Here is a 13525-nt window from a genome sequence, read left to right as displayed (position 1 = left end):
GGGTGCTTTGACGCCCTACTTCTCCACGTGCCCCTCTACCGCACGATGGGTCAAACAGCGATTGAAATAGCCGTCCACCGTCTCCAGTCCGAATTCCGCTATGACATCGTCCACCGTAAATGAGTCGGATTCGCTCGTCAGCAGAACGGCGTTCAAATAACCGGGGTCGCGGATGATCAGCCGGTCCCCGTATTTGCGCTTCATTTCACCAAACCGCAATTGGTTCTCGTCGATGTGCAGTACGGCGCGGTCAAGATTGATGGTCGTCGTAACGAACGGAAATTGGGGCGAGCTCGATGCGACGACTTCGCCTACCGGATTGAGCACGGTGCAGGGCAGCCCTGCCACGGCTCCGGCAAAATACGACCGGCAAGAATACGCCCAGTAGCGCTGCATGAAGCTCCCGTGATACATGGATGGAAACACGATCAGATCGGGCTTGAGGCTCTCGTATTGCAGACGCAGCGCTTCGAAATTCAGATCGAAGCAGATCGCAAAGGCAACCGTGCCAAAATCGCAAGCGACAAGATCGGCATCCTTGCCGTACAAAACCCCGTTGCGGTCGTATTCCGCCGGGACGATATGATTCTTGTGGTATCCCCCGACAATATCTCCGCGGCGGCCGATCAGCTGCACGCCGTTGCGCCAACTGCCGTCCGCCATCTCCAGGTGAGTCGGATAAGTAATGTAGCAATTATTGTCGCGTGCCGTCTCCGCCAAAAAGTCGCGCAACCGGTGCTTCCGGTATCGGTAATAATCGAATATGCGTTCGTGCGGATAACCCCGCATGAACGGCCTGTCGAATACTTCCGGCAGTACGATCAGATCCGGACGGTCGGGCAGTACCTGCTCCAGCTGGTTTCGCCAGTTGGCGATCATCAGTTCAACAGCCTGCTCGTTCGGGATTGCACCGTCCATGACGTAAGGGTGCGGTCCGATGCAGCTGATTTTGACATAGTTGGCCATTCGCGTTATTCTCCTCCTTCTCCATCGTCCGGCAGCAGCGCAATCAGCGCCTTGGCGTACAGCAGATGTCCGTAATCGTTCGGATGATTGATATTGTTGAGCAACAAGCATTCCGGCGTTTTGCCGGCAGCAAGCTCACGCTCCCAGGCCGCATGAACGTCGGCGACGGCGACGCCGTATTCGGTGCCCAAACGGCGGATGACTTCGGCGTATTCCGACATTCGCCCACTCGCATACCGCCACAGCGGATTCGGCGAACAAGGAGTGACGAGCGCAAGCGCGCAACCTTCCACCTTCAGCACCGCTTCGATCATATACCGGAAGTTGCTCTCGAAAGCCGGCGGCGGCACGTCAACGCCATGCTCATACAAATTCTGATCGTTCATGCCGTACCCGATGGAGACGAGATCGGGCCGAAGGGATATGACCTCCCGATCGATCCGCTCTTTTCCGCCGACGCTCGTTTCGCCGCCTTTCGCTTTGTTGACCAGTCGAGTCCGGCTTCCCGGATACCGCTCGCGGACGCCGCATAAGAATTGATCGCCATATGCGAATCCAGGCGCGCTGGCGTCGCCGCCGGCGCTGATGCTGTCGCCGTAAACGACGTATAGCGTCTCCTCGCCCGCCTGCAGCTTCGCTGTCCAACGCGCCAAAACGCCCCCGTCGATTTCGCCGCCGCTGCTCAGGCGCTCCTCACGCTCATTCCGGCTGCAGCGGTAGCTGGCATATACCGTGAAGTCCTTGTTGCCGCAATTCGCAAATAATGCATGGTCAAAATGCGGTATGCCATACAAAGGATGGCGCGACCAATCGGGAATCCGGCTGCCGGGCGTACGGCGAATCCGCCCGCCCGCGATGTCCGCTTCAAAGTCGATTCCTTCCTCGTAAACCATCCTCTCCGCACGCCGGCGATCCGCATGGCTGTCGACCTCGATACGTCCATCCGGCAGAGGGCGATAACGCAGCGGCATCCAGTCCTCCCGGACGAACACGAATGCTTCCGCGTTCTGTTTGCCCTTCTCAAGCTTCATCCCGGCCGAACTCCTCTCTTGTCAAAATTGCTGAAAAACAATCGTCGGCGTGACGGCTGTATCGACGACGCGCGTGCTGACCGTACCGCCGTAATTCATCCTGAACGTATAGGACCCCGACAGCAATTGTTTGCCGGTCTCGCCGCCGATCGTGCTGCCGATCGTTATCCAGCGGGCCGCATAGTAGCTGGCTTCGCCGCCATCGAGCGGATTGCCTGCGCCATCCGACAATTGCACAACGACCGGAATCGTCTGAAAGTTGACCGTGGCATCCGCTCCCGTATTTTGCACCTTCCGGGCAACCGTTCCTTCATAAGCAACGGCGAAGGTGTAAGCGCCAGGCAACAGTTCTTTGCTCGTTTCCCCGCCGGCCATTTCACCGATCGTGCGCCAAATGCCCGCGTAATAGCTGGCCGTGCCGCCATCCAGCATCCCGCCCTCGCTATCCGTCAAACGCACCTTCACCCGAACCGTCTGAAACCTCACCGTGGCATCGGTGCCGGTATGCTGCATCTTCTGCATGTATGTGCCTTCGTACGTGATGCGGAACGTATAGGATTTCTCCGGCAGCGACCGGGTTGCCGTGCCGAGCGCATCGGTGATGCCAAAATCGTTCCATCCCCCGTCGTAGTAGGAAACCGCGGCCCCGCTGAGCGGATGGCCGCTGCTGTCGAGCAGCTCCACCTTGACCGCCGACACAGCCAGCTCAAATTGCAGTGAATGTACGGTCTCGACGTTGCCCGCCCGATCCGTCGAACGGTAGCGCAGCACGTAGTTCCCTTCTGCATCGAAAGTCAAGGGGGTCGTATACGGCTGCCACGTCGTCCCGTTATCGAGGCTGTATACGGTGCTCGCCACGCCCGACAAGGTGTCGGTGCCGTTCAATACGATCGTGACCGGGTTCACATAGGTGCCGTCCGGACCGTCCGGCTCGATCGGTGAAACGGCAACGACCGTAACCGGCGCAATCCGGTCGATATTGTTTACCGTGTACCCGGTGACGCCGGACTGGTTGCCCGCGAGATCCGTACTTCGGGCATACACGGTGCCGTTATCCGTCATCGTCACGGGCCCCGTATAGGCCGACCAATCGCCGCTAACGCCGATTTTGACCTGCTGCGCAACCGCATCGGCCGGATATTGAATCATGACTTCGACATCCGATTGTGTTGGTGCGGTCGTACTGGCGGTGAAGACCGCATCGGTCGGCGGCGTCGTATCGCGAACGGTTACCGTCCGCGCCGGCAATCCGTTCAGCGCGGTCATACCGGCCGCCGTTTCGCCGACGCTCGCCGCAACGATGGCGATTGTCCCGCTGCCCGATTCCGCGAGCGGTTCATAATAAACGCGCAGCAGCTCGGCGCTGCCGGTAAGCGGCGACGCGTTGGTCATCGCAATCTGCACGCTCCCGTTCGCCGCATCGTTCGTAACGCCGGTGACCGCAAAACCGCTGTCGGCGCTCTCCGCATGATCGAAACGGAACTTGGCCGCGTCGTATTGCATGACGAACTCCTGGTACACCGCACCCGTCACATTGGCTGCCCCGACGGCAGCCGCAAGCATCGCATCCGAGTCCACGGTTGCCGGAACCGCCAGCGTTGCCGCCGGCGCAGGGGACGAGTTATACATCGTCATATAATCGTACCAATAGACGCCTTTGTAGCGGTTTTGCCGCATCGAGAACTCGCTTATCGTCGATATGTTCGCTGCGGCAGCCAGGAACGGCAGACCGGCGATCCGGTATACGCCGCGCACCGGATCTATCGTGCCGGGAGCGTCCATTGCGCCGGTATACCCTTTAAAAGCATCCGACTGCATCTCGATCGTGTATGTTTTTGCGGACATATCCAGGTCGAAGCGCAGCGTCACCCACGTATCGGGCGGGAGAACCATACCGCTTGCTTTCGGGATTTTGAAGAACGTATCGACGCCGCCAACCGTCTTCGAATAGCCGAACGAGCCGTCTGAGAAGCCGGTAAACCGGATCGCCGTCGCCCCGCCGCCAATAACGGAGAAGTAATTCCCATTGACGTCGTATCCCGGCAGCCGCTTGAACATGTAGCGGATTTCCACCGTCACCCTCCCGCCGATCGGCGCGTTCAACCGCCTGACGATGGGGCTTTCATAGTATTCATTCGCCAGATCGTAATAGCTGTCCGTCGCCTGCAACGCCTTGCTGTTGCTGTCTGGAAGCGCCACTGCCTGAACGGTAGTGCCCATGCCGGTCGAGACCGCCCAACTGGCGCCGCTCGGTCCGCTCCCCGTCGTCCAGCCGTCAAACGATTCGTAGTATTCGCCGCCGGTAGCGGCCGTCGGCATGACAATCGCAACCATCGGACCGTCACCGGATTCGTTGCCGTTTGCATCCATCGCCTCCACCTTGAAGGCATAACTCCCTCCGGGTTGCAGTCCCGTTAGGTCATAAGTGGTGCCGACAGCCGTCGCCGCGACCATCGCATACGGCAAACCGGGTCCGTCTTGGCGATAAATCGCGTACGATGCAATCGAACCGGAATTGTCGGTCGCGCTGTTCCATGTCAGCCGGGCCGTATCGGGAAACAAATGCTCGGGGCCGAGCTGCGCGGACGGTCCCCATACGGGAGCGGTTGTGTCCGTCATTGCGACGGACACAACGGCACTTTCCGCAGAGCGGTAGCCGTCCGGGTTAACGGCACGTACTGTCACCGCGTACGTATGCCCGATTGTCAGGCCGCTCACGGTGGCGGAATACTCGTTGCCTGAAACCGCCGCTTTTTGTATGCCATCGACATAAACCCGATATTCGCTCACATCCGCATCCGGCCCCGGCGCCGTCCAGGTGACGGTTGCCGACGAATCCGTCCTCGAATCGAGCTGGAGATTGCCCGGGACAAGCCCCGGAATCGTGTCCTCGTACATGGCGGCGTAATCGTACCAATATTGCCCCATATACCGGTTATGCCGCACCTGGATCTGGTTGATGGACGAAACGGCCGCGCCGCCGCTCAGAAACGGCAGGCCCGTGACCCGGAACGTTCCCGTTGCGGCATCCAGCTCGGTTGGAGCGTTCACCGTGTCGGCATATCCTTTGAAGGCGTCCGACTGGATCGCGATATCGAACGTCTGCGCGTTCGTATCCAGATCGAAGCGGAGCGTCACCCACGTATCGCGCGGCAATTGGAAGCCGGCCTTCGGAACTTGCTTGGCCTCGTTCACGCCGCCCGACTGCTTGAAGTACCCGAACGTGCCGTCGGAGAAACGCAGGAACCGCGCCGCTTCCTTCCCTTCCCCCATGATGCTGATGTAGAAGCTCCCGACGTCGAACGGTTCGACCGTTTTGACCATAAATCGGGTCTCGGCGACGATCTTGCCGCTCATCGGCGATGTCGAACGGATGAAAATCGGACTTTCGTAATATTCGTTGCCCACGTCATATACGTTGTCCGTCGCCTGCAGCGCTTTGCCGTTTCCGTCTGGCAGCGGCACGATTTGCACGGCGGACGTATCGTTCGGCGACAGCGTCCAGCCGCCGCCTGCAGCCACGTTGCCGGTTGCCCATTCGTCGAACGTTTCGTAGAAATCGCCGCCGGCGGCGGCAGTCGGCAGCGTCAGCGCAACGGTCGGCCCTCCGGTCGAAACGTTGCCCGAGGAATCCTGCGCCTCCACCTTGAATTCATACGTGCCGCCGGGCGACAAATTCACGAAGTCGTAAGTGGTGCCGGATACGGTCGCCATCTGGACAAACGGCTGTGCCGGGCCGTCCTTGCGGTAAAGCGCATAGGAGGCGATTGAGCCGGAATCGTCAACCGCACCGCCCCATCTCAGTCTCGCCACCGAAGGGAACAGTTGATCGGGCTGAAGCGCAGCTGCCGCCCCCCATGCAGGCGGCGTCGAATCGACGATCGTCACCTGCACGCTACCGCTCGGCAGCGAACGGTTGTCGCTCGTATCTACGGCTCTTACCGTTAGCGCATATGTTTTTCCGATACCAAGCCCAGTCACCGTTCCGGTCAAGGAGCCGCCCGGTACGGCCAGCTTTTTGACGCCGTCCACGTAAATGTCGTATTCCTTGATGCCGGTATTGTCGGCGGAAGCGCTCCAGGAAAGCGTCGCCGACGAACCCGTCTGCGAGACAACTGACACGCTGCCGGGCGTTGTGGGCGGCTCTTCATCGTCTTTACGCTCGATGAGACCGACCCAGTCGAGATTCATCGCCCCGCCGGCATGCCACAGCTGAATATCGACGGAGCCCGCGGGCAGCTGCAGCCCCGTCTCGACCCGCAACCCCCGCCAGTTTGCCGGCAGCGTCCCATAATCGATCGTCGTTGGCGCCTCGAAGGATAGCGCATGATCGCCGATCATCGCAAGCCTGCTCGTTTGCGAGCCGGCCGGCACATCCCAGCCCGCTACATACTTCAGCACCAGATCGTAGGTGCCGGCTTTCGGGACCTGCACATTCCATTTGACCGACTGGCCGGTCAAATTCCAGTTGCCCAGACCGGCGCCGCCCGACAGGAAAGGCCGGGTCGTATATTTGGTGATGCCCGCATCGGCCTCCTTGTAGTTCTCCGCTTCTGTCCAGGCGACGGACAAGGTGTCTCTACGCCCATCCGGATCGGCCCATAAATCCGCCGCGGTTGGGCTGCCGCTGCCCACCTTGTTCAGCGCCAGCGTTCCGCCTCCGCCCCGCACGATGACGGCCGCATCCGCTTCGAGATACACGTAGCGCGGCTTGCCGTAATGCTCAAACGTGAAACCGGCGGGAGCTTCCGCGACTTCGTACAGTCCCGGGTCGTTGTCCAGCTTGCCCCATGCGACGGGGACGCCTTCCGTATCGCTGTAAACCGCCAGCGTCACCGAGCCGTACACGCCGTCGATGACGGTCTGCAGCGCAAGCGGGGCTTTCGGCTGCGGCATCGGCGCGTTATTCAGCTTGAACGCATGCTGCCCTTGCTGCACATTGACCGTAAGGGTGCTACCGGCCGTATCCCACTGCACGCCGCGCGCGTCCAAGCCTGCCGCAACCGCCCCGCCTTGTGGAAAGTCCGCGCCGCTGTCCGCGTCCCGCAGCCGCACGATGCCGGGTGCGTCCAGAGCTACCCGGGCATCCGTCTTGCTCGAAATCGATAGTTGGTCGCCGCCAACAACGACCGTCGCCAGTTCATTGCTGTCGATGACCGTGACGCCGCTCTTCACGACCTTCGTCCCGTCGACGAGCAGTACCGTATCGCCCTTCAACGCCACCGCGGTGCCGTCGAACCGGACGTTGCCCGCATCGACTTCCCCGCTGTCGGTCAAACGGACATAAACGACGGAGCCGTCCGCAAACGTCAGCTTCATGTAAGTGCCATGGTCCTCTTTGACGACATTTTGCGGAGAATCGGTCTCCCATTGATAAGCTTCCATCGTTGCGACGAAGGTCGCCTTGTTCGTCTTGGGGGCAATAAATGCCGCGTGTACTTGCTGTTCGCCTGCAAACGCGCCTCCCGGTTTATGTTCGGCGCCGTCGAGCCCGATAAACTTGTCTTCGACCGTCGCGTGCAGACCGCCAGGCGCCTGAAGCCGAACTTGTAACGCCGCTCCGCCTTTCGCGATCGTCGCGCCGGCTTCGTCGCCGTCGAGCTCCAGCTGGTCCTCGGCATGAAGGCGCCACTCGAATTCGTGACCGGCAGGGTCGGCGGACTGCAGCCGGTCGACGACGACAAATATATCCGGCCGCACATAAATGACACTGCGATTCGCCTGCGTCAACACCCCGGGATAGGCGGCAGCCGCATCGCCGCTTGTCGCATCGAAGTCCGGGTGGGTGACGAAGCCGGTGATTTGGCCATCGGCATCGATGTTGTCGACCGGCTGTCCTTGTTTGCCATCATACGTAATGGCGTTGGCGGCCAACGTTTGCCGCGTAAAATTATAGTGGTGGTCGCTGTTGTAGGCTTCGGCGAAACCGCTTTCGACCGCGAGCGATTCCCCGAACGCGTTGACGATGAAGCTGTTCTGATCCGCGTGGGCATGACTGTAGCTGCCGTACCCGCTTGACCTCATGTAGAACGACACCCGGTCCGGATCGTACAGGCTGGAATGCATCGCGACAAGTCCGATATCCTGAAACCACTTCGCGTTCGGCAAATCCATCGGCGGCCGCGAGGCGAGCGTCTGATCCCCGTAGAAGTAATTCGGCAGGTCGGTTCGGGGAGCCGTTCCGATCGCTTCGGCGGCCCATTTCATTCGCGGATCCCCGTACATCTGGGCCAGGCGGTTATACACCGATACGCTGGGAGGACCGGGGGCGTATTGATTATCGTCGCCGAATACCCCCTTCGGCGTGCCTTGCGGGAACGAATAAAGCGGAAACAGCCATTCGTTGCGGGAGTAGGCCTTATCGTACAAATTAAAGCCGGTTGCCGCCAGCAGCACATCCGTGAACTCCTTGCTCGCAAACGACGACCATTGCCAATAGCCGGTTCCTTGCGACCACCCCCCGTCCTCGCCGCCCCACGGAGCGAGCATGTTGATATATGCGGGCACCACCTTGTCAAACCATCCGGCCGCTTCGGGAATGTCGCCCATCATCGCCGTGGCAATGATGCCCACATACCCGAACACGGTCCAGCCGTGCGAATCGTAGGGGCTTTTTTCAATCGGATAGGTTGCGAAAGCGTTCATGATTCTCACTGTTCGCGCTTTCACCATGTTCTGTACTTGCAGTTTGTCGGAGGGCGACAGCAAGTCGTAAAGCCAGTCGTAGGCAATGGCCGAATTGTAAGCAATGTAACGGTGCACCTGATCCTGATTATCCCAGCTCGTAGCGCCGTTAGGGTCCCAGGAAGCGATACTGAGCAAACGCCCTTTGGCGTCTTGCCCGATTGCAGGCGTTCCCGTCAGCAAATAGACGAATGCAGCATCCATCATTTTATTTACCGCACTTTCAGCGGCGGCTCTGATCTCGCTCTGGGCCTTCGTCAAGGCATCCCCCGTTGGCTTCGGAGAAGGAAAGGTCGGCTCGGGGGGCGGTGACTCGTGTCTGTTGACTCTGTCCGTAGCATCCTTCAGCCGCTGATCGTAAACCGATTGGCCCACCGTCTGCGAAAGCTGGCGGAAGTCGTCGAGCGTCGCCGCGTTCGTCCATATACGCGGATGCGAGGAACTGATCTGGCTGCGGATTTGCCCGATCGGCGGGACGACGAACGGAACATTCGTTTCCTCAATCCGGAATTTGCGGATCGCGCTCCATTCCGACCAGCCGTCAGCCGGGGTATGATAACGCACGCGCCAGTACCAGGTGCCGGCATCGAAAACATGGGGGAAGTTGTAATAATTGACCGTCAATGTCTGATTTTCATATACTGCCGTCGATACCGACGCGCTGCGGCTGACTTGCAGATCGTACGTGTCCGCGCCCGCTATGGCCGGCCAATGGAAATCGGGCGGGTTCTGCGACGTAACGAGCGAGTCCGCCGGGGCAAACGGCATGTTGAGCCCCTTTAAGGACGCCGCCGGCCAAGCAGGCGCCGCCAGGGCCGGGGGGAGGCCGGCGAACGGAGACACACCGAACAAGCCGGCCAATATAGCGACGATAACGACCGCCGCCACTTGCCTTTTCACTTTCCAACCCATCATCATTGATCAGCTCCTGTTCATAATCGATGCCATGAAGAGAGATCGTGATGCCGCCTGCCTATGATTGCCATGTCTTCGCAAACTCCCGCATCCCCCCTTTTCAAGTCAGCCGTATGTCAGTCGAAATGTCTCGAACGATAACGGGGCCGGCACGCTGTCTCCCGTCAGCAACACGCGAAAGCCGCAGGCGGGGTGATCCGAAACGCGATAATCGGCCGTTTTCCAAACGCCGTCGCGGCCCAGCCGCTCGATCGCCGCCACCGCTTTGTCCGCAGGCAGCCACAACGACAGCTCGCGGAAGCTTTCGAGACCGAAGTCGCTCAGCCCAAGCAACGCTTCATTCTCACCTTCCCACCAAACCGGATAATAGTTCAATGCCCCTTCAACCATTGCGGGCCGACATGCCCCTTGCGCCACCTCGTTCACCGCCATCTGCATCAGCCATTGCCGTCCGAGCTCGCGCATCGGTTCGCCGTTATGCAGGACGACCGCCATCCGGCAAGGCTTGTCGGCAACGATGACGCCAGCGGACAGCACGTTTCCTTCCGTATCGAGCAAGTCCGACCAGACGGCCGCTCCTTGCATGGGCCAAAGCGAATATCCCGGCAAATAGCCGACATGCCAACGCACCGCCAATCGTTTGTTGCGCAGCCAATCCGGCGCAAACCCGGCAACGACGCGTTCGGATTGGATGATGGGAACATCGGCGTCTTTCCTCACTTCGATCGGACAATCCGCCAGCAGTCCCCTTTGCCGCAATATCCAGTATGCTTCCGCATCCAATATTGCGCCCCGCTCCAGCAGCGGACCAATCTCCTCATCCGTGTATAGATCGGCTGTCGTACCGGCCAACAGCAGCGGTGAAGCGTCTGTCGGCGCTTGCGCGATGCCGAGCCGGGACAAGTTGACGTTCCAACGCGAGCCGAATTCGGCAGGGGTCAGTTCGCGCACCTGCACCAGATCGTTGCGGTAAGGGAAGGAAGCGCCACGTCGCGTTTTCCCTTGCCGCGCACGGACGACTTCGCGCAAATACGGCTTGACGGCACGCAGCATCGGCGTCACGTTGCCCGAAGGATCGTGCATCCCGAGGTAGGCATCGTGGATGCTGAACGTGAGCATCCCACCCGTGGAAATCGTATTGAGATACATTTCCAGTTCCAGCACCCGTGCAGACTTATAGCCGGCGGGAAACGGATAGTTTTCGATTTCGCCGCACCACAGCGCAGGCTCCTGCACCATGGCAGGCAGCGGATCGATTGCTCCAACGATTTTGTCGAGCAAGTCCAGCGGTCGTTCGTCGTTATAGAAGCCGCCTCCCGTCCGCAACCACGGCTCGGGCTGCGCTGCCGTCCGCAAGGCGCGAAGCTCCGCATTCAAGTCCCGGCCGCTGAAAGCCTGGAAATGCGGCGGCACGACCATCATGCCAAGACCCGTGCCGGGACTGACGGCGGTTACCGCATCCCGGATCCGTTCGGCCAGCCGGAGCAGCGATTCGCCTTGCACCGCGAACCAATCGTTTCGCAGCTGCCGGTCGGGCGGGTCCGTCCTCATCAGTTCGGCGTAAAGCTCTTCCCGCGACAGCGACCGTCCCGTTCGAACGGCGAACCGGCCCAGATGCAGCGGACAGAAGCATTGCAGCGTTTCGGCGCCGTCGCGGCCATACAGCCGAAAATCGTCGTCGATCCAGATGCTGTCCGCCCCCGCTGCCGCGTACAGACCAAACGCTTCCGACAAATAGTCGCCGAACGCTTCATCCAGCGGGCAAACGCATCCCATAGGCATATTGCCGAAGCCGTCGACAATCGGCTGGAACTGCGCCATTCCGGCCGCCGGTTTGGCCGCCCCGTGCCCAAGCGTGACAAAATAGTTGAGCATCGGCGACAACCCTCGCCTGCGGATATCGGCGAGGCGTGCGGCCAGCAGCGGCACCCTGCGGCGAATTTCGCCCGGCGGCGGATGCGGCGGCATCTCGCCATGCGTGTTGAAGAGCATCACGGCGTCGAAATGCCCCGCTTCCGCAAACCGCATCGTCGCTTCCCACCCGGCAGCGTCGTCTTCAAATAACCCTACTACGCGCAATATGTAACCTGCCTGCTCAATCGTTAGCGTCCGCCCCGTCATTCTTTCACGCTCCCCATCACGATGCCGGTGATGAAATACTTTTGCAGGAACGGATAGACGAGCAGAATCGGCAGCATCGCCAGAAAAAACTGCGCCGCCTTTGCGGTTCGATCCGAGACGTCGGCCAGTTCCTTCATTTGCTGCTCATTGAGCGTCGTCAGGTTGATTTGCGTCATGATCGTCTGGATGTATGTCGAGAGCGGATAATGCTCTTGCCGGTTCATAAGAATCAGCCCGTCAAACCATGAATTCCAGTGATGTACGATGGTGAACAGCGCGACCGTCGCCATCGCCGGCAGCGATAACGGCACGTAAATCGCAAGCAGCGTACGCCAATGGCTGGCGCCGTCGATAAACGCCGACTCCTCCAGCTCCTTCGGCAGCTTGCGGTAGAAGTTGAGCAGCAGAATGACGTTGAACACCGGCACGGCGCCCGGCAGCACAAGCGCCCAGATCGTGTCGTTGATGCCCGTCATCTGAATCGTCATGTACCACGGAATCAGTCCGCCGTTAAACAGGATCGTGAACACGAAGAACCACGCATACCAAGTCCGCGACTTGAACGACCGCGCCTCCTTGGATAGCGGGTAGGCGGTGACGAGCGTCAGCAGCATATTGATCGCCGTGCCGAGCGCGACGCGCTCCAACGACACCACGATCGAACGGCTGAACGCCGGCTTCGCCAATATAAAATCGTACGCCTTCAGCGTAAAATCGACCGGCCACAGCTTGATGAGGCCCGCGGACGCCGCACTGCTGGAGCTGAGCGACAACGCCAGCACATAAACGAGCGGCAGGATGCAGCTGACGGCAAGAAGCAGCAGCAACCCATAATTGATCACGGCAGAAACATTCCTTCCGGATACGATCCGCAACATCGGCACGCCTCCCTTTCTCTAGAAGATACGATGGTTCGCCATCCGGTAGGATACCGCGTACGCCGTGGAAATCAGCAAGAGCGACACGACCGATTTAAACAGGCCGACTGCAGTCGCAACGCCGTATTGCGCATTTTGCAAGCCGATCCGAAACACGAGCGTATCGATAATGTCGCCGCTCTGGTAGACGGACGGGCTGTACAAATTGAAAATTTGATCGAATCCGACGTTCAGCACATTGCCGAGACTGAGCGTCGTCATCAGCAGAATGATCGGCACCATGCCCGGAAGCGTAATATGCAGCGTTTGCTTCCAGCGGTTCGCCCCGTCGATGACCGCCGCCTCGTACAATGACGGATTGATGCTGGTCAGAGCGGCCAAATACACGACGGTGGCGAAGCCGAATTCCTTCCAAACGTGCGAAACGACCATCGTCGAAGGGAACCACGCATTGCTCCCGAGGAAAAAAATCGGCTCGATGCCGAACCATCCGAGCATCTGATTGACGATTCCGTGCGAAGGCGAAAGAATGTCGATCAATACGCCGCCGAGAATGACCCATGACAGAAAATACGGAAAGTAGATCAAGGTTTGCACGGTGCGCTTGAACCAGATTTGCCGCACCTCGTTCAGCATCAGCGCAACGACGATCGGCACGATTTCGCCGACGACGATCTTCATCGTGGCGATCGACAGCGTGTTCCACAATACTTGCATCATGTCCGGCATATCGAGCAAATACCGGAAGTTTTCCCATCCGATCCATTTCGATCCGAACAGCCCCCGACCGGGCAAGAACCTCTGGAACGCAATAACGACGCCGACCATCGGCACATAGCAGTAAACGAGCACCAGAAGGAACGCCGGCAGCATCATGATGTGCAGCGGGATATTGCGCGCTATTTTTTTGTTGACCACGATCCCGCTCCT

At 59.6% G+C, this 13525-nt stretch carries 6 protein-coding genes; all 6 read right to left on the bottom strand.

The features are described 5' to 3' along the window. Positions 1–15: 15 nt before the first annotated feature. Complete coding sequence (locus EXY20_RS18215; protein WP_167859340.1) at positions 16–966, bottom strand: carbon-nitrogen hydrolase family protein; 951 nt, start codon at positions 964–966, stop codon at positions 16–18. Between the two features lie 5 nt (positions 967–971). After that, entirely contained in the window at positions 972–1997 is a 1026-nt protein-coding gene (locus EXY20_RS18210) for an SGNH/GDSL hydrolase family protein (RefSeq protein ID WP_135553528.1), read from the bottom strand. A 21-nt stretch (positions 1998–2018) separates the two neighbouring features. Then, entirely contained in the window at positions 2019–9596 is a 7578-nt protein-coding gene (locus tag EXY20_RS18205) for a DUF4962 domain-containing protein (protein ID WP_167859339.1), read from the bottom strand. 105 nt (positions 9597–9701) lie between these two features. Continuing rightward, the gene (locus EXY20_RS18200; RefSeq protein ID WP_135553526.1) at positions 9702–11717 is read right to left on the bottom strand and encodes a hypothetical protein; all 2016 of its coding nucleotides are present in this window, start codon (positions 11715–11717) and stop codon (positions 9702–9704) included. After that, on the bottom strand, positions 11714–12595 hold the full coding sequence (locus EXY20_RS18195; RefSeq protein WP_135553525.1) for a carbohydrate ABC transporter permease: 882 nt from the start codon (positions 12593–12595) through the stop codon (positions 11714–11716). Before EXY20_RS18195 ends, EXY20_RS18200 begins: the two co-directional genes overlap by 4 nt. 18 nt (positions 12596–12613) lie before the next feature. After that, positions 12614–13513: an ABC transporter permease gene (locus EXY20_RS18190; protein ID WP_407944925.1), complete on the bottom strand. Its 900-nt coding sequence runs from the start codon at positions 13511–13513 to the stop codon at positions 12614–12616. Positions 13514–13525: the final 12 nt, after the last annotated feature.

Origin of the sequence: Paenibacillus cymbidii (genome assembly GCF_004764705.1) — a bacterium.
In the GTDB taxonomy this organism is placed as follows: Bacteria; Bacillota; Bacilli; order Paenibacillales; family NBRC-103111; genus Paenibacillus_AN; species Paenibacillus_AN cymbidii.
This window is presented reverse-complemented; position numbering and strand designations above follow the sequence as displayed.